Genomic DNA, 25,442 nt, shown 5'->3' on the forward strand with positions numbered 1-25,442 from the left:
GTTTCCCGGGGCTGCCGTCTTGGGCAACGACAGCACCGAACGGCCTGAAACTGAAACTGAAAGCTCCTCCTCCGCAAATCACGTTGAGTGAATTTTCGCAAACAATATCATAGGCTTAATTCCGACACATTGCCTGCCGTCGATGCAACTGCCGGCCGCTTCGGTTCCCTCCAGCAAGTGCACTTCTTTCCACGAAAAGAGTCACTTGGCCGATTGTGGCGGGCAGCTTTCAATCACCACGCGGCTGCCGCAATCCACCTCGGGCGGCATCACGAAACAGACTTCTGGCCGATCATCGGTACAAAATTTGTTTCATGGATCAGTTCAAACCGCCCCCAAATGCGGGATGAAACTCGCGCTCCGGTTGCAAACTGGGAATGGATGCAGGATGGTGTCGACCGTCGCGATGAAGGGGGCATTCCATGAAGCTTGCAGTCCGGACCATGATATCCCTGATGCTGGCGTTTGCTCCGGGATTGGCCGAGGCGCAAAATTCTAATCAGGGTGGCGACAAGGTTGTCAGCGTCGCCAGGGACGATCCGGATATGGCGGCGGCCATAGCGCAGGCTCGCGCAGGCCTGGATGAATTCCTGACATTGTCGGAGGCTCCCCCACCTTTGACATCAGACTTCAAATTGAAGGTCGAGGTCAGGGACGGAGACGCCGCAGAACATTTCTGGATCATACCCTTCCACCGCACCGCAACCGGATTTGCAGGTACGTTGGCGAACGAGCCACAGAGCGTGCACAACGTCGTAGCCGGCCAGGAACTCGAATTCACCCGGGAAGATATTTCCGACTGGGGCTACACCAGAAACGGCCGTCAAGTCGGCAGCTTCACAGTCTGTGTGTTGTTTAAGACCATGTCGAAGGAAGACGTCGACTATTACCGCCAGAACTATGGCTTCGACTGCTGACGCGCGTCACCTGACTAACCCGTCTCCCCATCCCTCGCGCCGATCTTGCGCACCAGCGCCGCGGTCGCCAGCATGGCGCCCATGTCCGCGATCATCGGCGCGACATGCCTGGTGTAGTCGAGCGGCACCGAGATAGCCGGCAGTTCGAAGAAATTCTTCGTCTGCGGCAGCAGCAGGAAACCGTCGCTGCCGTTGAGCGCGACGCGGGCCGGATCGTCCGGCCAGGTTTCGCCCAGCCATTTCAGCGCCTGCGCCAGCCGGCCGGTCACCAGCGGCCGCGCCGCCTCGATGTTGTCGGTGCGAAATTCATAGGCGGCGTCGAGTTCGGGCACACCGGACGACAAGTCCTGCATCTTGCTGGCGAACATGCCGCGGAAGAAGCCGACGACCGCATTGGTCCGCCGCGTCGCCACCAATATTCCCGGGAACGGCTCGATCGCTTCGAAAGCGACGACGACACCCTTGAAGGCTGTCGATGAACCCTTGCCCGACCCTTCGCGCAATTCTGCTTCGTAAAGCTCGAACGGAAACTCTTCGTAGCGGCCCGAAACGACATCGTCGAACGACTGCCGGTTGAAAGGCCCGACCGCCTCGCGCGGCAGCCGGTCGAACGAGTTCGGCCTCCCCCCATGCTGGTAACGCATATCCGCGATGAAGCCGAAGATGATCGGCAGCAGCGTCTCGCGGAACGATTGCTGCAGCCGCGTCGCCGGTTTCATGGCCTGGAAATAGAGCAGGATCAAAGCCGCGAAGCCGATGACGTAGAGAAACACATGCGGCGTCGAGAACCATTGCTCATTGGGGTCGGCGACCTTGTTGAACAGCCAGGCGATCAGCACCACAAACACCAGCACCAGGCCGACGAACAGCGGCACCCGCCAGCGCACCTGCCGGACCGCCGAAGCCCTCGCCGCCTCATAGGTCTCGATGTCTTTCCGGATGCCGGCCGTGACCGCCTCGCTCGGCATGAAATCCGCTGTTTCCATCGCCATCCCCCCGCAAGCCTGCCGCTGCCGGCGCATGATAGTCGGTTTTGCCGAGGCCGCCAGACGGTTAAGCGGTGACCCCTTCCTCGCTTCTAGGGGAAGGGAAAATCGCCTCCAGCCGGCCCTTGACCTTGCCGCGCATCCGCCCCTTCAACCCTGCCACCGGCAGCAGCCGCTCATGATCACCGGCGCGCAGCCGCACAAAGGGATGCAGACGGTAAGATGCAACGGCGCCGCGCGTGCCGGCATCGGCACTGACATCGACGATGAATATGCCTCCAATGCGCCCCGGCCATGGCTGGCGGGGAAGGGCGGTGCCGAGGAAATCGCCGAGCCCATAGGCGACGAGCGTCTGGTCGATGCGGTCCACCGGTTGTACGACATGGGCATGATGGCCGGCGATCAGCCCGACACCATCTGCGGCCAGCCGTCTGGCCAGCGCCTGCGTCTCGGCGCGCGGAAAATGCCGGAACTCCCAGTCCCAGTGCGGCACCGCGCAGAGAAGATCGACGGCATCGCGCGGCCAGCGCCCTGGATCGCTATCCATCGACACGCGGCCGGCAAACAGGTCTTCATCGGCGTTGCGCCATAGGGTGAAGGCCGCGAAGCCAATGTTCAGCGGCCCGACGGTGACAGGCACCACCGTATCATTGGCTGCCAGGCCGATGCTGCGGATGCCCAGCCGCTTCAGCGCCGCCACCGTCGCGTCGAAACCGGCGACGCCCTGGTCGAGTACATGATTGTTGGCCAGTGACAGCACGAGCCTTTCGTGTGCGATGCCAACGGCCGCCAACGTCTTGACCAGAAAGCGTTCGCTCATCGCGTGATGCGTGCCGAGTTTTGTCCCCAGCACCGCATTTGGTCCGTCGACGATCGGGCTTTCGCAATTGCCGATCACCAGGTCGGCAGCGCCGAGCAACGCCTTGATCGCCGGATCGCAGTCCGGCGCGCCGCGGTTGGCCACCGCCGAGATGTCGCCGATGAAGGCCAGCCGCACCGCCCGCTTCGGCGGTGGAGTCATCATCGTCCCGGCCATCGGCGCGAAAGCACTGGCATCACCCCTGTGCGAGGGCTTCAGAAAGCGCGGCAGCCACGACAGTTTGTAGGAAAGCGGATAGTTCGACACGCCCAAGCCCAATCGTTTGCCCTGTGTAGACCGTCGGGCTCGAGGGTTGAAGCGCATCCGTCGACAATCGTGCGTCTGCGCCTCGGCGCTGAGAGGCGCGGCACCGCAAATGCGTGTATGTTCGCAGACGCGACGAACGCATGGGGGAAAAGATGACACGAATAGCAAGCCTGCTGGCATCCGCTTTCATTCTGTTTGTGCCATTGTCGTCCGCGCGCGCCGCCATGCCCGAAGCGGCAACCTCTTTGTTCGAGGCCAGGACCGTGGCCGCGCGCGACACCGCCCTGGCGACGCTGGAGGCCGCCGCGCCAAAAGATCCGGCGTCCGCCTACGCGGCCGGCGCCGGCGAGTTCTTCACCGCGCTGGAGCTGCTGGCCAGCGGCCTGCACCGCCATGGTTTCGAAAGCCCGCAATCCTTCATGCTGCCATTGATGCGGCTTCCGGTGCCGGACAATCCCAACCCAAAGCCGCTGACCTATGAGCAGTTCCGCGCCATTCTGGTCGGCTTCCGCGACCGGCTGGAAAAATCCGCCGCAACGCTGGGCTCGGTCCCGGCCGATGCCGATATCGGCATGGTGCTCGATCTGACCCATGTCGGCATCGACCTTAATGAGGACGGCGCGATCACGCCGGATGAGAGCATGGCCGCCATCATGGCCTCGCTGTCGCGCGGCGGCAGCGCACCGGAAGGAGCAGCATCCGCGCTCACCTTCCGCTTCGACCGCGCCGACGGCTATTGGCTGCAGGGCTATGCCGAATTCCTGATGGCGCAGGCTGATTTCTGGCTGGCGCATGATTTCAGGAGCACCTTCGACGGGTCCTTCCACATGCTGTTCCCGCGCGCCAAACTGCCGTTGCAGGACATTCTCGTGCCGCCGAGCAGCGACATGGGCAGCAGCATCTTCACCTCGGAATGGCGCATCGCCGATTTCATCTCGTTGGTGCATCTGGTCAACTGGCCGGTTGTCGAACCCGAGCGCCGGCAAGCGGCGCGTCGCCACCTGCTCGAAATGATCCGGCTGTCGCGCGAGGACTGGAAGGCGATCCGCGCCGAGACCGACAACGACCGCGAATGGCTGCCGGGACCGCAGCAGAAGGGCGAGAACCCGCTCACCGGCCTTGAAGTCGGCGAAGAGCAGGTCGAGGCTTGGCTCGCCACCTTGACCATGGCCGAGGATCTTCTGGAAGGCCGCTTGCTGCTGCCGCATTTCCGCATCACCGGCAAGGGCATCAACATGAAGCGCTTCTTCGACGAGCCAAAACCCTTCGACCTGGTGCTGTCGATCACCGGCCCGGCCATCGCGCCCTATCTCGAAAGCGGCAAGATCCTGACCAGCGACGATTTCGACCAGATCCAGCGCCAATTCGGCGGCAGCGGTTTTCTGACTTTTGCCCTGTGGTTCAACTAAGGGCAACGGCAGGACGCTAGAAAATCGCGCCCTGATAGAGCACCGTCTCGGCCTCTTCAGGCGCAAACCGCCGGGCCAGCGTGCGAAACGCGCTGTGCACGCCGTCGCGGTCGATGTTGCAGCTTCTGAGATGCCGCACCGCCAGCGTCGGATCGAAGGCGCTGCGGCCATGCATGACACGCTGATTGTCGAAGACCAGCACCTCGCCCGGCTGCAGCTGGTGCTGGAACTGGTTTTGCGGATCGCAGATCAGCCGCGTCAGTTCGGCCAACGCCTCGATCACGCCGTCGATTTCATCCTCTGAGGCCGTCTGAGGCGCCAGGCAGCGGTCGTTGTAGCGGACGCCGGTGACGACCCCGGTTGCATCGAGGCTGATGACATGTGCCTCGGCACTGAAGAACACCTCGCCCGCATGCTCGCGATGAAAGGTGACGCCGTGCCGCGTCAACAGATCGAACAGTTCCGGCGTCTGCGTCCGCATCAGCGCGGCAACATGGAAGCCGTCAACCATCAGGGAGGTGCCGCCGCTGCCCGCACCGGTGCGGATGGCGTGGAAGAAGATGAAGCCCGGCGGCGCATAACGGAACGACTCGTCCGTATGCGGGATCTGCGCCCGAGCCGTCTCTCCCGCCACCCGCGCATCCGGCCGCGAGATCAGGTCGAACACCTTGCCGTAGCTGGTCTCGCGGATCGGCCCGTAGCGGCCGGCGACCCGCGCCGTCGCTTCCGTTTCTGCGGGAACCCCGGTCAGCATGGCGATGCCGTGATCGCGTAGCGCCCGCAGCGAATGGAACAGCATCTCGTCGTCCTCGACAACCGCGTCGAATGAAAAGCGGCCAAGCCGCGCGGTCAGGTCGCTGCTCCACAATTGCGGCTGGAACCGGGCCGGGCCTGAGCCAGCGCCGGCATGGCCTGCCAGGAATTCAGCTCCGTAGTGCGAGACATGGCCATCATCCCAGACGACACCCACCTCGCCCGCCGTGACATTGATTGAGCTGGCTCGAACGCTTGCGGCAATGTCGGCCGGTGTCAGCCATCTCTTGCCGGAGGCAGTGTCGCCACAGGCATCGCATTCGCAAGCCAGCCGCAGCCAGCGCGTCGAAAGCTTTCCAGTTCGGCCGTCCGCCAGGTCGACGACGACGCGCTGGCCTTCGGCACGCATGGCGCGGATCGGCGTGGTCGAAGTTGAATGCCTTGATGGGTGCTTTGGCGTGTCAAGCATTGCAGCGGTCCCTACGATTGAATTTCTTAAACGATCTTAGATCCCTGAAAACAGTGATTCAAACGAGTTCCCTTCGCCAACCTTTGAGCTAAACTCAATCCATGACACTCCGGGATCTTCCCCTATCCGCCTTGCGGGCGCTACTCGCCGCCGCCAGGGCTGGTAGTCTGACGCGCGCTGCCGAGGAGCAGGGCGTCACTCCAGGCGCCATCGGCCATCAGATCCGGCAGCTGGAGGAGCGGCTGGGCGTCAAACTGGTGCGGCGCGAAGGCAATGGCATCGTGCTGACCCGCGCCGCCGAGGCCGCCCTGCCCGACATCGACCGCGGTTTTGACGCGCTGGCTTCCGGCATGCGGCGGCTGCGCTTCGAACGACGGGCCGAGACCTTCACCATCTCAGCCGATCCGTCCTTCGCCTCGCTCTGGCTCGCGCCCCGCCTTAGCAGAGTGCGCGCGGCGCTGGGCAAGCTCGACGTGCGCATCGTTGCGTCCGTTGCGCTCGATGCCATGCTGGAGGAAGGTGTCGACCTCGCCATCAGCTATCGCAAGGGCGCAACACCGGATCTCGCATCGCTCGACCTGTTCACCGAACGGGTGATCCCAGCCTGCGCGCCTGCATTGTTTCGCGGCCATATCAGGCCGGATGCGGCCGAGGTGCTGGACAGCATGCCGCTGCTGCACATCGATCCGACGATGGGCGACGACGTCTACCCGGCCTGGCGCGACTGGTTCACTGCCGCCGGCCGGCAACGGAAAGACATCGACCAGGGCCCACGTTTTGGGCTAACGATCGTCGCGGCACAGGCGGCGATTGCCGGCATGGGCGCATTGCTGGCCAGCGAATTGGTGCTGCGGCGTCATCTCGATCCCGGCCATCTCATCGAGATTGCAAGGGATGTGCCGGCGTTGATGATCAGGCGCCGCCTCGTCTGGCCGCAGCATAGCCCGAAGGCGCGTCGCGCCGCAGCCGTCGCCGCCGAACTGGCAGCAATTGCCGATATCGGCATCGATGGCGCCCTGCCCGCGTGAGCCCGACTTAACGCGCAAATCCGTGCAGCCGGCCGAGCAACCATTGCAATGGATTGGCGACGAAGGCACGCGTGACGAAACTGTCGTGGGCGGCGTCCGAGGCAAGGAAGGCTACGGTGCCGGCTTCGAGGCGGCGCGGCGGATCCGAACTGGCGTCGATGCCCTGGCTTGCCAGCAACTGTCGGATTTGCGCATTGCCGGAGGCGGAAGATTTGCCATAGGCGCTGACGAAGAAGCTCTTTCTGTGGCGCGCGGCCCAGTCGGCAAAAATGTCGGCCTCGTCGAACACGGCGTCGAGCAGGATGACGCCGAGTAGGCGGCCGTCTATCTCGCCGTTCCCTAGCACGAAGGCGGCAGGATTGTAGCCGCCGCTATAGGCGACGAGCACCACCGGCATGGCGTCGAATTTAGCCGCCTTGGCGCCGGTCAACTTGCCCAGACCTCGCGCTGCCTCGGCCATGAACATCGCAAAGTGACCGGGCGTCCAGAAATTGCCGGCGCTCGAATCCTGCGCGTTGCTGGCGAACTGCGGCGCCACCAGCACGGCGTTGAGGCCGGACGCTTCGACCTGCGCGACAACCCGCTGGCGGCCGACGACATCGCGCTGCAAGGTGGCGCCATTGCCATGGAAGAACACCACGATGACCGCTGGCCGGGCCGGATCGAACCCTCGTGGCGCCGCCAGCAGCGTGCTGCGGTCGGAATAGGTCTCGTCTTCCCAATAGACACCGCCACGCGGCGAGGTGTGCCCGCGCCGGCCGTTTGATGTCACGTCGAGAAAAGGTCCGGATCCATCGGGCAGCTTTCCCCGATAGGGAAAGGGTGATGTCTTGAACGGCACGATAGCCGACAAGGCCTTGCGCAAGCGCGCGCCCTCGCCCGCTGCCGGGAACGCCGCCGCCGCCAGCAGTCCGGCGACGATGGAGCGCCGGTCAAGCATCAGGCCGTCACCAGCCGGATGGCTGGTGCCTTCGACGGCAACAGCACGGCAAAGAAGGCCGGGATGGCGACGAGATAGGCGATCGCCGCCCATTGCAGCACGGCGCTGAGGCCGAAGCTGGTGGCGACGATCGGCACGGCGGCCGAGCCAATCACCGAAAAGCAGCCGTTGATGCCCCAGGCCCAGACGAACAGATGCTCCTTGCCGAGCCGCGCCAGCCAGGTCATGGCGGTGGCCATCGGCATGCCCATCAGGAAGGCCGGCGGCGACACCAGAAGGAAGCAGAGCAGCAGCCGGACGGCATAAGGATAGGCGCCGATCCAGTCGAGGACCGGCGACAGAGTGAAGCCGTAGGCCAGCAGCAGCAGGCAGATCGCGAGCAGCAGGACAGGCAACAGTGTCCGGGCGCGGTCGAAGATGCGCTCGGCAAACAGGCTGCCGAGACCGGAAAACACCAGCATCGACGAGATCAGCACCGAGGCCGATACGGTCGGATTGGCGAGCGCCACGGTGAAGCGGCTGATCAGCCCGACCTCGACCATGATGTAGCCGAGGCCGAGGCAAGCGAAGAAAAGAATGGTGCCGAGCTTGCCGCGCGAGCGCGAGAACACGATGCGCCAGCCGAAGATGACCGGCAGCAGCACCAGCGACGCCGCCGTGATGCAGGCGATGCCGAGCGTCGCCCAGATCAGCAGATAGCCCCAGTCGTCCTGGAACAGGTCGAGCCGGTCCAGCGTCAGCGGCAGGTCGGCGACCTTCACATAAGCGGCGAAGTAGGGCTGGTCGTTGCTCAGCGGACGCACGTCGAACACATAGTCGCTGGCAAGCTTCGCCCAGCCGCCCGTCAAAAGCGCGTGCCAGGTCATGCGCTGCAGCGCGGTGGCCGGCAGCACGTCGGGGCCGGCATCGCCGCCAGCATCGGCGCAGGCATCGAGGGTCGGATCGGCCGGCGCGGTCGGGTCGCAGGCTGCGTTGGGAGCGGTCGGGTCGGCCGGCGCCGTCGCATCGGCGGCGGGTTGGGTCAGCGTCGCATCCTGTCCGCTGCCAAAGATCGAGGCGCGATAATCGTCGAGGATTTTCTGCGCCGTCGAGCCGTCATAAGGCATGCCGGGGTAGTAGACCTCTTCCCACGACATCGACTTGGTGTACTCGCGCAGCGTCTTGATTTCCTCCGCGCTGAAACCGCCGCGCTTGAACAGCACCGTGGTCGTCGAGAGATAGCTCGACACGGCGAAGATATCGTTAGCCGCACCTTGGCGGTCGAACATCCGGGCCGCCTCGGCGATGGTGGAATAGAGCTTCAGCACCGATTTCGGCGGCTCTTCCTTGTTCCACAGGGTCACCGACAGCACGCCGCCGTCGGCCAGCGCATGCATGTAACTCAGCATTGCCTCGTGCGTGTAGGCGTATTTCTCCGAGATGGCGAAGCCGCCCGGATTGGACAGGCCGACACTGTCGGCGAGGCTGAGGTCGATGACGTCGTAGCGCTCGCCGGTGTTGGCGAGAAACAGACGCCCGTCATAGTCGATCACCTTGAGGCGCGGCTCCGCCAGGATGTCGCCGGTCACATCCTTCAGCAACGGGTCGCGGAACGCCCGCAATGTCATCGGATTGCTCTCGGCGACGGTCACCGAGGTCGATCCGGCATTGAGCGCGGCCTGGGTGGAGATGCCGCCGCCGAACTGCACGACGAACGTCCTGGGCTTCGCCTTGATGACATAGGGGTAGTGCATCGGCAGATAGCGGAAATAGACCTGCTCGGCCGGCGCCAGGTTGCGCATGATGCCTTCCGGCCCGTCGCCGTCGCGATACATGCCGACATAGGTGTTGGCTGGAACTTCCGGCATGCCGAAGGCGGCATTGTCGCTCAGGCCCGGCGCGAAATGCATGTAGGAACTGGCATAGACCTGCAGGTCGCCGAACGGCGAGACGCTGCGGTAGATGCGCTTGCCGTCCGGGAAGTTGCGGGCATAGGCGACGCCCTTGTACTGCGACACCGCGATGTCGGGTATGCCGAGCAGGCCAGGCAGCATCAGGTAGCCGGCGATCGATAGCGCCGCGACAACCGCGCCGGCGACAACACGCTTCCAGGCACCGAAGGCGAAGAACCACAGCAGCGAACCGGCGGCCCACAACAGCAGCGGCACGACGATGATGGTTTCAGGCGAAAACAGATACATCGAAACCAGCACGACGAGGCCGGCGAGCCCGGAGCCGGTGAGGTCGGCGAAATAGACGCGACTGAAGGCGGTGCGGCTTTTCAGGAAGACGATGCCGAGGAAGAATGCGCCGGCCAGGAACGGCAGGAGATAGAGCAGGAAATTGGCCAGCAGCCGCCATTTCTGCTCGGGATCGGAGACCAGGAAGATGGCGTTGAACGGCACCGTCTGGGCAGCGAGGTTGGAGGCGACGGCGAGTGGGCCGACCAGCAGCAGCGCCGCCGTGGCCGCCCCTTGCCAGTGCCGGTCGAACCAGTCCTTGCCGGCGAAGATGACGACGCTGGACAGCGAGAAGCCAAGCATGGCTAGGCTGACCACCAGGGAACMGAAATGCGACCAGCTGCCGACGGCGAACACCCGCATGACCGATATCTGCAGCGCGATGATGGCGCCGGCAATCAGCCCGATTGCGAGGTAATGCGCGAGGCCAGGCGCCTCCAGCGAGGCGATGCTTGGTCGGGAGATCGGTGCGACGGCTGCCATGCGGGCCTTTTTATCTGGCGGTTCAGCAAGGCCTTACCAAACGGCCAGCTCAGCTGTTGTGCGTGCCGACGATCTGGTCGCCTTCCATCTTGGTGAAGGGCACGAAAGGCACCACCTTGCCATTATAGATGTCCGAGCGGACGATGTTGAACGTGCCGTCGGCGAGCTGTTCTTTGATCACCTTGAGCACATGCTGGGCGCCTGGCGGACCGACCGGGATGACCATGACGCCATTCGGCTTGAGCTGCTGCAACAGCGACGGCGGAATGTGGTCGATGCCGCAGGTGACGATGATCTTGTCGAACGCCCCCACGCTTTCCCAGCCGTAATAGCCATCGGCGTTGCGGCTGGTGACCCAGCCGAACTCGCTGTAGCCGCGCTCGATCAGCGCGTCATAGGTGCGGCGGGTGCGCTGCGCCAATGGATTGATGATCTCGATCGTGTGCACCTTGTCGGTCAGGTTGGCCAGATAGGCCGACTGGTAGCCGGAGCCCGTGCCGATCTCGAGCACGGATTCGCCGAGCTTGACGTCGATGGCCGTCGTCATGCGTCCGACCAGATGCGGGCCGGAAATGGTCACGCCATAGCCGATGTCGAGGAAGGCGTGATCATAGGCACGCGCCAGATTCTGCGGCAGGACGAACTCCTCGCGCGGCGTCAACAGGAAGGCGCGCTTGTTGCGGTCGTCCAGCACGTCCTTGTTGTAGACCATGATCTGGAAGCGATCGAATCGCTCGGCCAGCAATTTCGGGTCCTCGCCGCGATTGGCCACCATCCACTCGATGAACGCCCTCTTGTCGTTCACCGGCACTTCGGCGTTGCGATCATACGGCACCGGCACGCCAGCCCTAGCGGCGCCCGGAAGAATGGAAAATGCCGCCGCCCCCGCCGACAGCGTCAAGAAGTCCCGACGCTTCATGGAAAAGCCTCCAAAAGTGGCCTTTGCCACCTCAAACCCAAGCATTTCAATCCGATTGCACTGCCTCCCAAAACGAGTCAATGGCCGTCGAGGGGCAACCGTCCGGGCGATGATTTTGTGGCAGGCGGGCAACAGTTTTGCCGCTGCCGACGGCCTGTTCAGCAGCACTCAATGGCGCGCGACATTGTCGCATGACTCGCTGAACGGCCTTTTGGTAAATTAGCAAAGGCTGTTTTGCTTGACTTGGGCGACAAAAACAGGCAGCAAAACAGCATTGGAGGGGCTCCAATGCCGCGTTGATGGTCGTGGACAAGCCTTTTGAGGCAAAAAGTCCACGTCGTTCGTTTGGTTTTGAGAGGGATTGATTAACCAACTTTGTCCATATTTTGAAGCAATCGGCAACTAACGACAGGCGCGATAAACGCGTCGGGGACCACCTGGGATCACTCACAGAATGGTCGTCGCGGCTATAACAGCCGCGGACGTGGGAGCCGATTGGAGCAAGATTGGTGCATGGCGTTCTTGAGTAAAAAAACTGGCGGGGACGAGCGTTGGGACGGCGAGACCGCCTGCGACGCGCCACGTTCCTCTTCCTTCAACCCTGAACGGATCGTCCGCTGGGTCGCGGTGCCCGGTGTCAGCGCGGCCATTGGCCTGTGGCTGGTCGGTACCATGGCTGGCCTGAGTTCTGTCGGCGCCTCGCTGTCGGCGACATCAGGCGGCCTGCCGCAGACGCTTTCGATGCCGGGGGCGCTTGCCCTTGCCGATCCGTTGAAGCAGCGCTTTCTGACATCTTCGGCGCCGTTCGTGCTGGCCAGTGCCCATGGCGGCACGCAGGCGCTGCATGATCATGCCGTGCAATGCGGCGCGAGTTGCTTCAAGCTGGCTGCGTTAAACCCGCAGGCTGAGAAATCCGCTCGCCTCGTGGCGCAGGCAAAGCCAGCCCCGATGGTTGTAAAGTCGAAATCGCAAGAGCGTTTCGAGCGCATGGAGGCGTCGCTGTCGCCGGCCAAACTCGCCGCTGCCTTTGCCGGCGCCGGAAAACCTGTCGTCGCGGCCGACGCATCCGCGCGCCCGGTCATTTCCACCGTTGCGCCGCAAATTGCTGAAGCGTCCCTGGTGCCGTCCGTCAAGGTCATGGCCAGCCTGTCGGATGACATGCCGGCTCCAGCGGCCGAACGCTTCGCCCGGATGGATACCGGCTCCGTCGTCGTGCAGACGGCACCGCAGCCGATGGGCTTTGCCCAGTCGGACGCACAGACGCCAGACAACGCACAGCTGGCGCTTGCCCTCGTCCAGTCGCTGCAGGTCGACGACGAGGCGTTCGCCTCGCCGCTGCCTATGACCGAGTCCTCGGCCGATGTCGCGGTTTCGCCTGTCGAAACCCAGCAGGCACAGCCCGGCGATGCAGCTTCCCTGCCGGATGCGCTGACCGACGACGTGCCGCTGCCGACCCGGCGCCCGCAATTCGACGCGCCGCAGCAGCCCAAGGTCGTACAGCAGTCGACGAAACCCATCCAGCAACAGTCGAAGCCCGTCCAGCAACCGTCGAAGCCTGTCCAGCAGCAGAAGCCCGCCCGTGAGACGGTTCAACAGGCCCAGCCCTCCAGGCCGGCGCGGCAAGGCAGGCCCGGCGAGGGTGACGTGCTGGCCTATGCCAAGCCCGACACACCTTCCGGCGGCCTTGGCCAGGCATTCAAGAACCTGTTCAACTCGCCGGGCTCCAGCAGTGGACCCGGCAATGGCGTCGCCGTCTACGACATCAGCGCCGGGACCGTTTACATGCCTGACGGTTCGAGGCTCGAGGCGCATTCGGGCGTTGGCGCCATGGCGGACCAGCCGCGCTATGCCGATCAGAAGAACCGCGGACCGACACCGCCCAACACCTACAATCTGTCGCTGCGCGAGTCGCGCTTTCATGGTGTGGAGGCTTTGCGCCTGACACCGGTCGATGGCCGCAACAAATACAATCGCGACGGCCTGCTGGCCCATACCTACCTGCTTCGCGGCCGCTACGCCCAGTCGAGCGGTTGCGTCGCCTTCAAGGACTATGCGCGCTTCCTCGCCGCCTTCAAGAAGGGCAAAATCAAGCGCCTCGTTGTGGTGCCGCGCCTGTCGTCTTCGCCGACGCGGGTCGCATCCGCCGCCAGGGGCGCGTAATACCAAGAAGCATTCAGCCGCACTTTCTGCGCTGCTCCTGACAGCCTACTGTCAGGAGCAGCGTTGTCCGATACGCCTCTCCCCACCGCGCTCTTTCCATTTTGGCCAGGAAATCCCATATTCGGGACATGGCCAAATCCCCCGACAAAAAAACGCCGCCGACGGCGAGTGACGACCGCGCCGCCCCGAAGCGGCGCAGCCCGCTGACCGATTTCCTCGACGCCTCGGAGCCGCTGCACAAGGGCGGCTTTGCCGAGATGCCGCAGGCCGAACTGTCGGGCACGCCGCTGGCTGGTTCGATCGCCGATTGGGCCGAGCAGATCGAGCAGGAAGCCGAGAAAGAGGGGCGCCTCGGCAGCAGGAACGACGGCGGCAAATCGCCGAAGCCATCGAAAAAGATCCCCGAGCGTTCGTCGTCGCCCGGCCGCACCGCGCGCGGCACCTCGATGGGTGGCGCGGCGACAGCCAGGGAGCGCACGGCCGCCGGCCTCAACCCGGTCGCCGGCCTCGACATCTCGCTCGAAGAAGCCGAGACGATGACCTCGAGCGGCGTCACCGCTACGGTGGCCGCGCTGTCGGCGCTGATCGAATCCGGCAATCCCCTGCACAAGGATGGCGTGTTGTGGACGCCGCACCGCCCTGCCCGCCCGGAAAAATCCGAAGGCGGCATCGCCATCAAGATGGTGTCGGATTTCGAACCTGCCGGCGACCAGCCGACGGCGATCAAGGACCTGGTCGAAGGCGTCGACAACAACGATCGCACCCAGGTGCTGCTCGGCGTCACCGGCTCCGGAAAGACCTTCACCATGGCCAAGGTGATCGAGGAGACACAGCGCCCTGCCCTGATCCTGGCGCCGAACAAGACGCTGGCCGCACAGCTCTATTCCGAGTTCAAGAAATTCTTCCCCGAAAACGCCGTCGAGTATTTCGTCTCCTACTACGACTATTACCAGCCGGAGGCCTACGTTCCGCGCACCGACACCTTCATTGAGAAGGAATCCTCGATCAACGAGCAGATCGACCGCATGCGCCATTCGGCGACGCGCTCGCTGCTCGAGCGCGACGACGTCATCATCGTCGCCTCCGTGTCCTGCATCTACGGTATCGGCTCGGTCGAGACCTACACGGCGATGACCTTCCAGATGCAGATCGGCGACCGGCTCGACCAGCGCGCTCTGCTCGCCGACCTCGTCGCGCAGCAGTACAAGCGGCAGGACATCAACTTCGTGCGCGGCTCGTTCCGCGTGCGTGGCGACACGATCGAGATCTTTCCGGCCCACCTTGAGGATCGCGCCTGGCGCATCTCGATGTTCGGCGACGAGATCGAGCAGATCACCGAGTTCGACCCGCTGACCGGGCAGAAGACTGGCGAGTTGAAGAGCGTCAAGATCTACGCCAACTCGCACTATGTGACGCCGCGCCCGACCCTGAACCAGGCGATCAAGTCGATCAAGGAAGAGCTCAAGCACCGGCTGGTGGAACTTGAGCGCGCCGGCCGGCTGCTCGAAGCTCAACGGCTGGAACAGCGCTGCCGCTTCGATCTGGAGATGCTCGAAGCCACCGGCTCCTGCGCCGGCATCGAGAACTATTCGCGCTATCTCACCGGCCGCCAGCCGGGCGATCCGCCGCCGACGCTGTTCGAGTACATTCCGGACAATGCGCTGGTCTTCATCGATGAAAGCCACGTCACCGTGCCGCAGATCGGCGGCATGTATCGCGGCGACTTCAGGCGCAAGGCGACGCTGGCAGAGTATGGCTTCCGCCTGCCGTCCTGCATGGACAACCGGCCGCTGCGCTTCGAGGAATGGGATGCCATGCGCCCGCTCTCCGTCGCCGTCTCGGCAACGCCGGGCGGCTGGGAGATGGAACAGGCCGGCGGCGTCTTCGCCGAGCAGGTCATCCGCCCGACCGGGCTGATCGATCCGCCGGTCGAAGTGCGCCCGGCCAAGACCCAGGTCGACGATGTCGTCGGCGAGATCCGCGACACAACCAAAGCCGGCTACCGCACGCTGGTGACCGTGCTGACCAAGCGGATGGCCGAGGACCTCACCGAATATCTGCACGAGCAAGGCATCCGCGTGCGCTACATGCACTCTGACATCGACACGCTGGAGCGCATCGAGATCCTGCGCGACTTGCGCCTCGGCGCCTTCGACGTGCTGGTCGGCATCAACCTGTTGCGTGAGGGCCTCGACATTCCCGAATGCGGCTTCGTCGCCATTCTCGATGCCGACAAGGAAGGTTTCCTGCGTTCGGAAACCTCTCTGATCCAGACCATCGGCCGCGCCGCCAGAAACGTCGACGGCAAGGTCATCCTCTATGCCGACCAGGTCACCGGCTCCATGGAACGGTCGATGGCAGAGACCGGCCGCCGCCGCGAAAAGCAGATGGAATGGAATGCGGCCAACGGCATCACGCCGGAATCGGTCAAGTCGCGCATCTCGGACATCCTGGATTCGGTCTACGAGAAGGACCATGTCCGCGCCGACATCTCGCAGTTCACCGACAGCGCCGGCGCCATGATGGGCAACAATCTTAAGGCCCATCTCGACGCCATGGACAAGCAGATGCGCGACGCCGCCGCCAATCTCGATTTCGAGAAGGCGGCCCGCATCCGCGACGAGATCAAGCGGCTGCGCGAGATGGAACTGTCGATCTCCGAAGACCCGCTGGCGCGCGAGATGGAAGGCCAAAGTCCCGCCTCGGGCCGCGAAAAGGGCAAGCACAACAAGGGCGTGGCCAAACATCGTACGACGGAGGAACAGGAGCGTTTCCGCAAGCTCGACGCAGCACGTGCCGCCGAAGAGGCGGCCAAGGCTGCCCGGCCCAACCTCTTCCGCAAGCCGTCGCTCGACGCCATGGGTCCGGGCACCGACATGCCGACGCCCGCAGGCGCGGTGTCCCGTTCATTGTTCAAGAAGCAGTCGGCCGAAGAGGCGCACGGTTCCGATTTCGGCATACCCGGCGACGCCACCAAACCGCTGTTCAAGAAGAACTCGCTGGATGAGATGACGGTGCGGCGGACCGAGACACCCATCGAGGGCGACAAACCGGTCAAGCGCGAGCGCGCCGGCATTGGCTCCTATGAGGATCCCGGCGACGCCCGCCGCGAAAAGCGCCGGCCAGGCAAGACGGGCAGGCCGGGACGGTAGCGATCCTTCGCGCCCCCCTCTGTCCTGCCGGACATCTCCCCCACGTCCTGCCACCTTGGCGATTGCCGAAAGCGGCCGCGACAGCCAATCTCCCCGTGAGGGGGAGATGTCCGGCAGGACAGAGGGGGGCGCTGTCCCTCCAACAGATGTCCCTTCTATCGGCAACTCCCTCTTGGGCCCGCCCTTGCCAGTTGCGGGTGGAACCGATACGGCCCTTGCCATCCGCCCTCCGCCCTGGACCAGAAACCGCCCCCACAAAATGAAATCCAAAGACATCGCTGCCTACGTCTTCCTGGCCGTCACCTGGGGGCTGTCGTTCCTGGTGCTGCTCAAGGTGGTGCATGCCTTCGGCTGGATCGGTGCGGTGACCTTGCGTTCCCTGATCGCCGGCATCACGCTTCTGCTGCTGGCGGTGGCAACGAGGCGCCGGCTCGACTTCAGCGCCGGCTGGTCGCACTTCGCCATGGTCGGCGCGACGACGGTCGCGGCACAGTTGATCGGCCTGTCCTATGCCACCCCGCGCATCGGCACGGCGATGGCGGCCATCCTGGTTGCCGCCATCCCGCTGTTCTCGATGATCATCGGCCAGTTGTGGGGGCTTGAGCGCATCACCGTCCGCGGGTTGGCCGGGCTGCTGCTCGGCGCCGCCGGTATCATCATTCTCGTCGGCTTCCCGGCCGTGCCCGTCACCGCATCCTTCGCGCTAGGTTGTGCCGCATCGCTGTTCAGTTCCTTCTCGGCGGCCTTCGGCAGCAACTATGCCAACCGCCATCTGCGCTCGGCCGGCTCGCTCGAACTCACTAGCGCCGCCTTCCTCTTCGGCGGACTGATGACGCTGCCGCTGCTGCTGGCCGTGCCGGTGCCGGCGATGCCGCGCGCCATCGACTTCCTTTATCTCGCCATCCTTGCCTGCGTCATGAGCGCGATGACCTATGTTGTCTATTTCCGCCTGGTCGCCAGCATCGGCGCCACCAGGACGATCAGTGTCGAGTTCGCCGTGACCGTGATCGCCGTGCTGGTCGGCACGGTCATGCTCGGCGAGTCGTTGACCATCATCCAGGCCTTCGGCGCGGTGGCGATCATCGCCGGCTGCATACTGGTGCTGGACCCGTTCCCGCGCCGGATGAAAGCGGCAGCCTTGCCATCGGCCTCGCCCTTGGTGTAGTCATCTCCCGCACTCGAACGTCTTGAAAGGAGGGCTCACGTGTTTACGTTTTTTCGTCACCATCGTCAGCGTGGCCCGATTTCTGCCCTGCGAGCTAGCTTGCAGGGCTGACTAGGGACGGTCCGGGTTTTTCCCGCTTCGATTTTTTTGGTCTGCCCTTCGTGGTGTTGCAACGCCGAGCCTGATGGCCTGCACGCGCACCGTCAAAGTGCATTGAACCGGACTTGGCTCCGGCAAGACCAGAGAAATCAAAATGTCCCTGATCAGCCTCAAATCCCTCGGCGTCACCATGAGTGCGCCGCTCTTCGCCAATCTCGACCTCACCATCGGCGCCGGCGATCGGCTCGGCATCGTTGCCGCCAATGGCCGTGGCAAGTCGACCTTGCTGAAATGCTTGACCGGCGAGATGGAGCCGACCTTTGGCGACATCACCCGCACGCGCGGCCTGTGCGTCGGCCATGTCGAACAGTCCGTTGCATCGGCCCTTCTCGACCGTACGTTCCACCAGGTGGTGGCCGATGCCTTGCCGCCTGAGCAGGCCGAAAGCGAGATGTGGCGCGTCGACGTCGTTCTCGATTCGCTCGACGTGCCGGAGCCGATGCGCGAACGGCAAATGCAGGCGCTGAGCGGCGGCTGGCAGCGGCTTGCGCTGATCGCCCGCGTCTGGGTCACCGATCCGGATGTGCTGCTGCTCGACGAGCCGACCAACCATCTCGACCTGGCCAGGATCAGCCAGCTCGAAACCTGGCTGAACACGCTGCCGCGCGAGGTGCCCGTCGTCATCGCTAGCCATGACCGCGCCTTCCTCGACGCCACCACCAACCGGACGCTGTTCCTGCGCCCGGAACAGTCGCCGGTGTTTGCCCTGCCCTACTCCAGGGCAAGGCAGGCGCTCGACGACGTCGACGCCTCGACTGAGCGCAAGTTCCAGCGCGACATGAAGGTGGCGCAGCAATTGCGTCGGCAGGCCGCCAAGCTCAACAACATCGGCATCAATTCCGGCAGTGACCTGCTGACGGTCAAGACCAAGCAGCTCAATCAGCGCGCCGAGCGCCTGGAAGAGGCGGCCGCCCCGGCGCATCGCGAGAAATCGGCCGGCGCGATCAGGCTCGCCAATCGCGGCACTCACGCCAAGGTCCTGATCACGCTTGAGGACGCTGCAGTGGAAACCCCTGATGGAGCGCTGCTGTTCAGGACCGGCAAGCGCCACATCTGCCAGGGCGATCGCATTGTCCTGCTCGGCCGCAACGGCGTCGGCAAGTCGCGCTTCGTCACCCTGATCCGCAACGCCATCCTCGAGCCAGAGACGGTGCAGAACGTGAAGGTGACGCCGTCGACCGTGCTTGGCTACAGCGACCAGTCGCTGTCGGGCATCGGCGGCGACGACACGCCGCTGGCGATGGTCTCGCGCCGCTACGATGTCGGCGAACAGCGCGCCCGCTCGCTGCTCGCCGGCGCCGGCGTCGGCATCGATATGCAGGAGCGCCGGATTGGCGTGCTGTCCGGCGGTCAGAGGGCGCGGCTGATGATGCTGGCGCTCAGGCTCGCCAACCCCAATTTCTATCTGCTCGACGAGCCGACCAACCATCTCGACATAGACGGCCAGGAAGCGCTGGAAGCGGAGCTGCTGGCGCATCAGGCAAGCTGTGTGCTCTCTTCGCATGACCGCTCCTTCATCCGCGCCATCGGCAACCGCTTCTGGCTGATCGAGAAACGGCGGCTGACCGAAGTGGAGGATCCGGAAGAGTTCTTCCGTACCGTGGCGGAGGGATCGAATTGACGACAATACAGACACGCGGGCCGACACTGCCAATAGTGCTGGCCACAAGGAAATATTAGCCCGCAATAATACTTTTCCATCGCCTGAAAAAGGCGCATCCTGACACCTCGCGAACCGAGGGAGGAAAACGGTCATGCGCGGGATGGACGTCGTCAAGAACCTTTATGACGCTTATGCAAAACGCGACATCGTGGGCGCGCTGGGCCACTGTTCCGACGATGTCGTCTTCCGCTGGGTCGCAGAACCGCATGCACCTTTCATCGCGGCGGGCAACGGCAAACAGCAATTCCTTGACCGCCTCATGTCGCTGGACAAGGATTTCGAATACCGGAGCTTCGTCCCGATGGACTACATCGACGGTGGCGACAAGGTTGCGGCGCAGGTCGAAATCCATCTGACGCGCAGAACCACCGGCCAGGAGCTTGTCATGCATACCGCTGACTTCTGGACGATACGCGACGGCAAGATCATCGCGATGGTGGAGTATTACGACACCGCGCTGGCCGCCTCGGTCCTCTGAAATAATTTCGGCGCTCTGTCGGATCGTCTGAACCTGCCGCGTCCTTGGGATGCCGACACGATGATGCCGGCGCCAACCCAGGGAGAGCATATCATGTCGGTCCTTTCATCCATCGGTCGCATAGCGACCCGTTACGCCGCGGCCCGCGCCCGCTACCGCTCTGAGCGCGAACTGCTTTCTTTGCCGATCGAATTGCGCAAGGACATCGGCTTTCCGGAACTCTTCGACGCGCAGAACAGCCGCCGCGCAGCCACCTTCTCGGCCAAGGTCATATGACCGCGACCAGCCTGCCTTTGCCACTGTCGCTCAACTCCGCCGGTTGCCCGGTCTGTTCGGGCCCGGCCTTCGAGAAAAATTTCACGGCCCTGTAGGATTGCCGTCACCTCATGCGTCCTATGGTTGGCAAGGCCAAGCCAAACGCAAAGAGGAGCAAGACATGACTGACCAGACCCCCGTTCAGCCCGCGCCGAAAGTACTCGGCGGATTGACCCCCTATCTGCAGGTGGACGGCGCCTTCAAGGCCGCTGAATTCTACAAGAAGGCCTTCGGTGCCGAGCAGGTGTTTGCCTATCCGCCGGACGAAAAAGGCCGGACCATGCACATCCATCTCTACATCAATGGCTCGACGCTGATGCTCGGCGACGCCTACCCCGAGCATGGCCACCCGCATCAGAACCCGCAGGGCTACACCATGCAGCTGCATCTCCAGGACGACACCATCGAAAGCTGGTGGCAGCGCGCCATCGACGCCGGCTGCGAAGAAGTAGTGCCGCTGCAGGTGATGTTCTGGGGCGACCGCTGGGGCCAGCTGCGTGACCCCTTTGGTGTTGCCTGGGCGATGAACGCCCCGGTGAAGTAATAGGCGAGCAACAGCACCTCTTTCCCCAGGAGTGATGCGCTCACCTGCGCCGGGCCGCGTCCCTGCAGGCTCGGCGCCCGATTTTCAGCAAGAGGAATATGCCATGTCCTATGTCGATGGTTTCGTGCTTGCCGTGCCCAAGGCCAAACTCGACGACTACAAGAGGCTGGCCAACCTCGCAGGCCCCATATGGATGGAACACGGCGCGCTCGCCTATGTCGAATGTATCGGCGACGACGTGCCCTATGGCGAGCTGACCTCGTTTCCGCGTGCCGTTCAGGCAACTGACGACGAGACCGTGGTCTTCGCCTGGGCGGTCTATGAATCCAGGCAAAGCCGAGACACGGTGATGGCCAAGGTGATGGCCGACCCGCGTTTGATACCGGATTGGGGGCCCATGCCGTTCGATATGAAGCGCATGATCTTCGGCGGCTTCCAACCCTTCATCGAGCTTTGAGCAGCTGAGCCCCCATCGCTTCGTCATCCTATGGCGGAGCAAGGAGCGAAGCAACGCGGCGCAGACCATAGGATCCATGCCGTTACGTTAAAGCATTGAAAACGGTGAAGAATTCCGCTCCGCTGCATCCTTCGATCGAGGTCCCGGAATGGATCCTCGGGTCCTCGCGACGCCGCTTCGCGGCTACTCCGCCCGTGGATGACGAAGCTGGGGTTAATCTGCCACCCGCGCGCTAATCCAGCCTATCCAGCAGCGGCTTGAGCCGATCGCCATAGCGCTTCCATAGATCGACCGAGCCCTGATACATCGGCTGGCGCACCTGCGCGGCGGATGCCGTGCGCACCGGCCGGTCGGTCTCGTGGAACGACAGCACCGCATCGTCCCACGGCAGGCCGAGATGGGCGATAAGCGCCCGCGTCTGCCCTTCCTGGTCGGCGACGAAATCCTCGTAGCGCACGTCATGCACCACCCCAGGCAGCACGGCACGCCAATGCGCCATGATGTCGGTGTAGAGGTTGTGGAAATCGGCGAGTTCGCCGAGGTCGTAGCCGTAGCGATGGCTGTCGCCGCGGAAATGCACCTTGTAGATCGACAGGCACGTCGCCGCCGCGTCGCGGGCGCAATGGACGATCTTGGCTTTCGGCAACATCAGATGGAGGAAGCCGACGAGCAGGAAATTGCCCGGCATCTTGTCGGTGACATGCTTGAAGCCGGGATAGCGGGCGTGCAGCATGTCGAGATAGGCTTCGCCGGCCTCGGCAAAAGCCTTGTCGGGCATGTCGGCGATCCCGGCCGGGAAGCCGCCCTTCATGGTCAACGGAAACTGCTTGCCTACCGCCATCTTCAGGATGCTGAGCTCCCCGGCGCCATAGACCTGGGGATGGCTGGCGATGATCTGCTCGATCAGCGTCGTGCCGGAGCGCGGCATGCCGACGACGAAGATCGGCGTGTCGTCGGCAATCGAGCTGGGCTTGTGTTTCTCGAAGAAGCCGGCATCGAAGGTCGCCTTCATGGCCTCGAATTCGGCGCGCGTCCTGGCCGCATCGTAGTCGATGCCCTTGCGGCGGATCGCATTGCCTTCGGCGAAATAATCGAAGGCCCTGCCATAATCCTTCAGATCGTCATTGGCCTTGCCGAGGCCAAAGGACAGCTGCATGCGCGCCAGACTATCTTGCGGCGCCTTGGCATGCTGAGCCTCCATGCCGGTCAATTCGCTGTCGCGCTCCTTCTGGCGCTTGACCTGCGTCAGCATCAGCCAGGCTCTGGCCATGCCGGGGTCGACCGCCAGCGCCTGCCGGAACAGGTCGGCGGCTTCATCGAGCTTGCCCTTTTCCATCAGCCCGACGCCCAGCCCGTGCAACAGGTCCGCGTCCTTCGGCCGGATCGTCAGCGCCTCGCGGAAGACGGCGAGCGCCTCGTCTAGACGTCCGGCTTCTTGCAGCGTTTCGGCAAGTCCGATGCGGGCGCGGACATGGAAGGGATTGCGACTGACCGTGCCGCGATAGATCGCTTCGGCCTCCTCGAACTGGCCGAGCTGCTTCAGCGACGAGCCAAGATTGTCGCGCGCCGCGAGCTGGTCCGGCCGGATATCCACCGCACCGCGAAAGAAATCGATGGCGGCTGCGATGCGGCCGAGATCGCGCATCACCGTGCCGAAATTGTTGAGGAAATCGGGATTTGTGGGCTGCAGGCTCACCGACTGTTCGATGAGATCGAGCCCCTCTTCGCTGCGCCCGGTCTGGTGAAGCAGCAGGCCGAGGAAATGCGCCGCGGCCGCGTGATTGGGCTTGCGCGCCAATACCTGACGGTAAAGCGCCTCGGCTTCCTGCCGTCGCCCGGCCTGGTGCAGCTGCAGTGCCTGCTGCACATACTGGTCCAGCCCCAGCGGTGGCTGTCCTCCAGCGCCAGATCTGGCTCCCGCGCCCGCCGCTCTTCTCTGATCTCTGTTAATGGGAAACCTGCCGTGTTTTTCCGCCGGCCGCGATCTAAAGCAATTCCAGGAAAGGTATGAAACGGTTTTCCTTCCGGAATTGCACCAAACAAGGAGATAGAGCGGTTCGGCGTTTCAGTGAAACGATGAACCGATCTAGGCCATCGGCGCTTCAGGTTCAAGGCTCGCTTGGTATCCGTCAGCGCAGAAGCGATCAAATCAGCCGGTTGGTCTCCGCAACCTGCCTGGCACGCCGGAGCGTTCCGTCGGTATCGGCGACCCTTCGCTTTGCCGCTTCGTCACTCCTGACGGTCAGCCGCGGCGAGAGGATGGGCGTTGCCGTCGCTTGTTTAGCCAATGGGCCGATCGCGACTGTAGCTCCTGCCGATGTTGTTTCGTTAATCATGAAATCTCGTCCTTTCATACGCAAATAAAACAAAAATACCGGGAGAAATGTTCCCGCCAGACTTCAAATAATTTTTGATATCTATGGGCTTGTATCATCGTTTTCCTGAAAGTTACAGAAAGCAATTTTCTGAGCGAAGCCCGATTTTTATTTTAAATCGCCTTGATTAAATTGCGGCAAAGACCTATATGTTGAGGATCGCTTTGGGTAGAATTGGCACCTCGCGGCGTCAGAGGTTCTCGACCCGCCAATCTCATTCCAATCACCGATACTGGCCGCGTTTCGCGGCCGCTTCTCACCCCTCGAAAGACCCACATGAACACCGGAACCGTAAAGTTCTATAATGGCCAGAAGGGCTTCGGCTTCATTCAGCCGACCGATGGCGGCAAGGACGTTTTCGTCCATGTCAGCGCGCTGGAGCGCGCCGRCTTTCCTGGTCTCGCTGAAGGCCAGAAGCTGCAGTTCGAGTTGGAGCGTGACACCAAGGGCCGCGAATCGGCCGCCAATTTGCAACTGATCTGATCCGGCCGAATTCGATGAACGCTGACCACGGATGTACTGGCAGCTCTCGAAAGCGGCTTATTTCCAGCGATTGCCGGAAATAGGAAAGCGGGGCTCGTCCCCGCTTTTTTGCTTTTCAGGGCCGCTGCGGAAGCATCAAGGCAAGACAATGACCGATCGCACGACCCACTCCATCGCCCATTTCGCGGCACCCTTCGTGCTAGGCGGACTGGAAGGACAGCTACCGGCCGGCGACTACGACATCGATCACGACGAGGAGGTGATCGAGGGCATGTCGCGGCTTGCCTGGCGACGCGTCGCCACCTTCATCCATCTGCCGGCAAGGGCCGTGAAAAATCCGACCACCAGCCAGCTTGTCGCCATCGATTACCTCGAACTCGAAACAGCGCTGAAGCGCGACAGGGAGAATGCAGCATGATCCGTTTCCAGCAGAATGCGCGCCCGCGCACCGACACGCCCTCGCACCAGTTTGCGATCGGTCAGACTGTCCGCATGAAGAGCCGCACCGGCCTCGTCCAGAAAACCGCGGAACTGTTCCAGATCAAGAGCAGGCTGCCGGTCAAGGACGGCTCGCCGCAATACCGCATCCGCAGCGAGCAGGAGACCCATGAGCGGGTCACCACGGAAGACAATCTCGAACCGGCCGACAACCCGGTTGTCACTGACAACCCGGTCGTTACTGACAACCCGCCTCTCGCTGACAATCCGGTCGTCTGAGCGCCCAGCAAAGCCACGCCAACACACAACAGGAGCACGACATGTCCAAAGGTCAACAGCGAAGCAATCGCGAAACGCGCAAGCCGAAGAAGGACAAGGTCGTGGCCAAGCCAGCCTCCCCGTTCGGCTCGTCGGTCAAGCAGGCCGAGAGTAGCCTGAAGCCTAAGTCGAAGGGCTGACCAGCCCAGGGGCGCCTCGTGCGTCCCCCCGTCGCCCACTTTGTGAGGCGACGGACTGACACGACACGTTTGCGCAACACCCCGCACACGGAGGCGCGCTTGAACTTCGTCATCGAGTTCTACCGGTCGCGCGACGCCGACGAAGCCACGCTCGACAAGGTATCGCTGGAAGCGCCGAACCTGCGCGCCGCCCTGCAGGGCGCAACCGCGCTGTTCCACACGCTGGCCATGCCACAAATCCCCGATCGCCTGCGCATTTCCGACGAGGACGGCAGCGAGCTTTACGCTGGCCCGGCCGACGGGGCGTATCCAGCGGAGGTGTGAGCGAACGCCTCGGTTTTCCCTT

The 25,442-nt window shown here is 63.3% G+C and carries 24 protein-coding genes; 17 read left to right on the forward strand and 7 right to left on the reverse strand.

Going from position 1 to position 25,442, the window contains the following annotated elements; genetic code table 11:
* Positions 1 to 87 precede the first annotated feature (87 nt).
* Together AC1D0I_RS15465 and AC1D0I_RS15470 are read left to right on the forward strand one after the other, a co-directional pair.
* Positions 88 to 426, forward strand: a complete 339-nt coding sequence (locus tag AC1D0I_RS15465; protein WP_477396140.1) for a hypothetical protein — start codon at positions 88 to 90, stop codon at positions 424 to 426.
* Positions 423 to 917, forward strand: coding sequence for a YegJ family protein (locus tag AC1D0I_RS15470; RefSeq protein WP_477396142.1), 495 nt, complete (start codon positions 423 to 425; stop codon positions 915 to 917). Before AC1D0I_RS15465 ends, AC1D0I_RS15470 begins: the two co-directional genes overlap by 4 nt.
* Before the next feature lie 14 nt (positions 918 to 931).
* On the opposite strand, the gene AC1D0I_RS15475 is transcribed toward AC1D0I_RS15470, so the two are convergent.
* On the reverse strand, positions 932 to 1,903 hold the full coding sequence (locus tag AC1D0I_RS15475) for a hypothetical protein (RefSeq protein WP_477396143.1): 972 nt from the start codon (positions 1,901 to 1,903) through the stop codon (positions 932 to 934).
* A gap of 67 nt (positions 1,904 to 1,970) precedes the next feature.
* Positions 1,971 to 3,029 carry a CapA family protein gene (locus tag AC1D0I_RS15480; RefSeq protein ID WP_477396145.1) on the reverse strand — a complete coding sequence of 353 codons (1,059 nt, stop codon included), beginning with the start codon at positions 3,027 to 3,029 and terminating at the stop codon, positions 1,971 to 1,973.
* Positions 3,030 to 3,181: 152 nt separating this feature from the next.
* Here AC1D0I_RS15480 and AC1D0I_RS15485 point away from each other — a divergent pair, with 152 nt between their 5' ends.
* Complete coding sequence (locus tag AC1D0I_RS15485) at positions 3,182 to 4,438, forward strand: hypothetical protein (RefSeq protein ID WP_477396147.1); 1,257 nt, start codon at positions 3,182 to 3,184, stop codon at positions 4,436 to 4,438.
* Between the two features lie 16 nt (positions 4,439 to 4,454).
* Here AC1D0I_RS15485 and AC1D0I_RS15490 read toward each other — a convergent pair whose 3' ends face one another.
* On the reverse strand, positions 4,455 to 5,660 hold the full coding sequence (locus AC1D0I_RS15490) for a clavaminate synthase family protein (RefSeq protein ID WP_477396149.1): 1,206 nt from the start codon (positions 5,658 to 5,660) through the stop codon (positions 4,455 to 4,457).
* Between the two features lie 101 nt (positions 5,661 to 5,761).
* Here AC1D0I_RS15490 and AC1D0I_RS15495 point away from each other — a divergent pair, with 101 nt between their 5' ends.
* Complete coding sequence (locus AC1D0I_RS15495) at positions 5,762 to 6,688, forward strand: LysR substrate-binding domain-containing protein (RefSeq protein WP_477396151.1); 927 nt, start codon at positions 5,762 to 5,764, stop codon at positions 6,686 to 6,688.
* 7 nt (positions 6,689 to 6,695) lie between these two features.
* Here the strand turns inward: AC1D0I_RS15495 and AC1D0I_RS15500 are convergent, their stop codons facing one another.
* Genes AC1D0I_RS15500 through AC1D0I_RS15510 form a run of 3 tightly spaced genes read right to left on the reverse strand, consistent with a single transcriptional unit; the run spans position 6,696 to position 11,249 of the window.
* Complete coding sequence (locus AC1D0I_RS15500; protein WP_477396153.1) at positions 6,696 to 7,628, reverse strand: hypothetical protein; 933 nt, start codon at positions 7,626 to 7,628, stop codon at positions 6,696 to 6,698.
* Complete coding sequence (locus tag AC1D0I_RS15505) at positions 7,628 to 10,330, reverse strand: spermidine synthase family protein (protein WP_477396155.1); 2,703 nt, start codon at positions 10,328 to 10,330, stop codon at positions 7,628 to 7,630. The genes AC1D0I_RS15500 and AC1D0I_RS15505 overlap by 1 nt, the downstream gene beginning before the upstream one ends.
* A 49-nt stretch (positions 10,331 to 10,379) precedes the next feature.
* Complete coding sequence (locus AC1D0I_RS15510) at positions 10,380 to 11,249, reverse strand: protein-L-isoaspartate O-methyltransferase family protein (protein WP_477396157.1); 870 nt, start codon at positions 11,247 to 11,249, stop codon at positions 10,380 to 10,382.
* Positions 11,250 to 11,762: 513 nt separating this feature from the next.
* On the opposite strand from AC1D0I_RS15510, the gene AC1D0I_RS15515 reads away from it, so the two are divergent.
* The 8 genes from AC1D0I_RS15515 to AC1D0I_RS15550 all read left to right on the forward strand — a co-directional run bounded on the left by AC1D0I_RS15515 (position 11,763) and on the right by AC1D0I_RS15550 (position 21,342).
* Positions 11,763 to 13,409, forward strand: coding sequence for a DUF2778 domain-containing protein (locus AC1D0I_RS15515; protein WP_477396159.1), 1,647 nt, complete (start codon positions 11,763 to 11,765; stop codon positions 13,407 to 13,409).
* Between the two features lie 128 nt (positions 13,410 to 13,537).
* Positions 13,538 to 16,561, forward strand: coding sequence for an excinuclease ABC subunit UvrB (gene uvrB / locus AC1D0I_RS15520; protein WP_477396161.1), 3,024 nt, complete (start codon positions 13,538 to 13,540; stop codon positions 16,559 to 16,561).
* Positions 16,562 to 16,820: 259 nt separating this feature from the next.
* Complete coding sequence (locus AC1D0I_RS15525) at positions 16,821 to 17,726, forward strand: DMT family transporter (protein WP_477396163.1); 906 nt, start codon at positions 16,821 to 16,823, stop codon at positions 17,724 to 17,726.
* A gap of 253 nt (positions 17,727 to 17,979) precedes the next feature.
* Complete coding sequence (locus AC1D0I_RS15530; RefSeq protein ID WP_477396165.1) at positions 17,980 to 19,506, forward strand: ABC-F family ATP-binding cassette domain-containing protein; 1,527 nt, start codon at positions 17,980 to 17,982, stop codon at positions 19,504 to 19,506.
* 133 nt (positions 19,507 to 19,639) lie between these two features.
* A complete protein-coding gene (locus AC1D0I_RS15535; RefSeq protein WP_477396167.1) occupies positions 19,640 to 20,026 on the forward strand; it encodes a nuclear transport factor 2 family protein in 387 nt (128 codons plus the stop codon).
* Positions 20,027 to 20,119: 93 nt separating this feature from the next.
* Positions 20,120 to 20,302 carry a hypothetical protein gene (locus tag AC1D0I_RS15540; protein WP_477396169.1) on the forward strand — a complete coding sequence of 61 codons (183 nt, stop codon included), beginning with the start codon at positions 20,120 to 20,122 and terminating at the stop codon, positions 20,300 to 20,302.
* A gap of 160 nt (positions 20,303 to 20,462) precedes the next feature.
* Positions 20,463 to 20,885: a VOC family protein gene (locus AC1D0I_RS15545; protein ID WP_457153410.1), complete on the forward strand. Its 423-nt coding sequence runs from the start codon at positions 20,463 to 20,465 to the stop codon at positions 20,883 to 20,885.
* Positions 20,886 to 20,988: 103 nt separating this feature from the next.
* Positions 20,989 to 21,342 (forward strand): DUF1428 domain-containing protein, encoded by a 354-nt coding sequence (locus tag AC1D0I_RS15550; RefSeq protein WP_477396171.1) that lies wholly within the window; start codon positions 20,989 to 20,991, stop codon positions 21,340 to 21,342.
* 232 nt (positions 21,343 to 21,574) lie between these two features.
* Here the strand turns inward: AC1D0I_RS15550 and AC1D0I_RS15555 are convergent, their stop codons facing one another.
* Positions 21,575 to 23,209 (reverse strand): tetratricopeptide repeat-containing sulfotransferase family protein, encoded by a 1,635-nt coding sequence (locus AC1D0I_RS15555; protein ID WP_477396173.1) that lies wholly within the window; start codon positions 23,207 to 23,209, stop codon positions 21,575 to 21,577.
* Positions 23,210 to 23,993: 784 nt separating this feature from the next.
* Here AC1D0I_RS15555 and AC1D0I_RS15560 point away from each other — a divergent pair.
* From AC1D0I_RS15560 to AC1D0I_RS15580, 5 genes are all read left to right on the forward strand, one after another.
* Positions 23,994 to 24,200 carry a cold-shock protein gene (locus AC1D0I_RS15560; protein ID WP_477396175.1) on the forward strand — a complete coding sequence of 69 codons (207 nt, stop codon included), beginning with the start codon at positions 23,994 to 23,996 and terminating at the stop codon, positions 24,198 to 24,200.
* A 148-nt stretch (positions 24,201 to 24,348) separates the two neighbouring features.
* The gene (locus AC1D0I_RS15565; protein ID WP_095090880.1) at positions 24,349 to 24,618 is read left to right on the forward strand and encodes a hypothetical protein; all 270 of its coding nucleotides are present in this window, start codon (positions 24,349 to 24,351) and stop codon (positions 24,616 to 24,618) included.
* Entirely contained in the window at positions 24,615 to 24,917 is a 303-nt protein-coding gene (locus AC1D0I_RS15570) for a hypothetical protein (RefSeq protein ID WP_477396177.1), read from the forward strand. The genes AC1D0I_RS15565 and AC1D0I_RS15570 overlap by 4 nt, the downstream gene beginning before the upstream one ends.
* 41 nt (positions 24,918 to 24,958) lie before the next feature.
* Entirely contained in the window at positions 24,959 to 25,096 is a 138-nt protein-coding gene (locus AC1D0I_RS15575; protein WP_164482279.1) for a hypothetical protein, read from the forward strand.
* A gap of 99 nt (positions 25,097 to 25,195) precedes the next feature.
* On the forward strand, positions 25,196 to 25,420 hold the full coding sequence (locus AC1D0I_RS15580) for a hypothetical protein (protein WP_095091701.1): 225 nt from the start codon (positions 25,196 to 25,198) through the stop codon (positions 25,418 to 25,420).
* Positions 25,421 to 25,442: the final 22 nt, after the last annotated feature.

The organism is Mesorhizobium sp. P2_D1 (assembly GCF_056404455.1).

Coding starts and splice junctions, on each gene's coding strand:
- AC1D0I_RS15470 (WP_477396142.1), top strand. CDS start 423: ATGAAGCTTGCAGTCCGGACCATGATATCCCTGATGCTGGCGTTTGCT.
- AC1D0I_RS15475 (WP_477396143.1), bottom strand. CDS start 1,903: ATGGAAACAGCGGATTTCATGCCGAGCGAGGCGGTCACGGCCGGCATC.
- AC1D0I_RS15485 (WP_477396147.1), top strand. CDS start 3,182: ATGACACGAATAGCAAGCCTGCTGGCATCCGCTTTCATTCTGTTTGTG.
- AC1D0I_RS15490 (WP_477396149.1), bottom strand. CDS start 5,660: ATGCTTGACACGCCAAAGCACCCATCAAGGCATTCAACTTCGACCACG.
- AC1D0I_RS15495 (WP_477396151.1), top strand. CDS start 5,762: ATGACACTCCGGGATCTTCCCCTATCCGCCTTGCGGGCGCTACTCGCC.
- AC1D0I_RS15500 (WP_477396153.1), bottom strand. CDS start 7,628: ATGCTTGACCGGCGCTCCATCGTCGCCGGACTGCTGGCGGCGGCGGCG.
- AC1D0I_RS15510 (WP_477396157.1), bottom strand. CDS start 11,249: ATGAAGCGTCGGGACTTCTTGACGCTGTCGGCGGGGGCGGCGGCATTT.
- AC1D0I_RS15515 (WP_477396159.1), top strand. CDS start 11,763: ATGGCGTTCTTGAGTAAAAAAACTGGCGGGGACGAGCGTTGGGACGGC.
- uvrB (WP_477396161.1), top strand. CDS start 13,538: ATGGCCAAATCCCCCGACAAAAAAACGCCGCCGACGGCGAGTGACGAC.
- AC1D0I_RS15525 (WP_477396163.1), top strand. CDS start 16,821: ATGAAATCCAAAGACATCGCTGCCTACGTCTTCCTGGCCGTCACCTGG.
- AC1D0I_RS15530 (WP_477396165.1), top strand. CDS start 17,980: ATGTCCCTGATCAGCCTCAAATCCCTCGGCGTCACCATGAGTGCGCCG.
- AC1D0I_RS15535 (WP_477396167.1), top strand. CDS start 19,640: ATGCGCGGGATGGACGTCGTCAAGAACCTTTATGACGCTTATGCAAAA.
- AC1D0I_RS15540 (WP_477396169.1), top strand. CDS start 20,120: ATGTCGGTCCTTTCATCCATCGGTCGCATAGCGACCCGTTACGCCGCG.
- AC1D0I_RS15545 (WP_457153410.1), top strand. CDS start 20,463: ATGACTGACCAGACCCCCGTTCAGCCCGCGCCGAAAGTACTCGGCGGA.
- AC1D0I_RS15550 (WP_477396171.1), top strand. CDS start 20,989: ATGTCCTATGTCGATGGTTTCGTGCTTGCCGTGCCCAAGGCCAAACTC.
- AC1D0I_RS15565 (WP_095090880.1), top strand. CDS start 24,349: ATGACCGATCGCACGACCCACTCCATCGCCCATTTCGCGGCACCCTTC.
- AC1D0I_RS15570 (WP_477396177.1), top strand. CDS start 24,615: ATGATCCGTTTCCAGCAGAATGCGCGCCCGCGCACCGACACGCCCTCG.
- AC1D0I_RS15575 (WP_164482279.1), top strand. CDS start 24,959: ATGTCCAAAGGTCAACAGCGAAGCAATCGCGAAACGCGCAAGCCGAAG.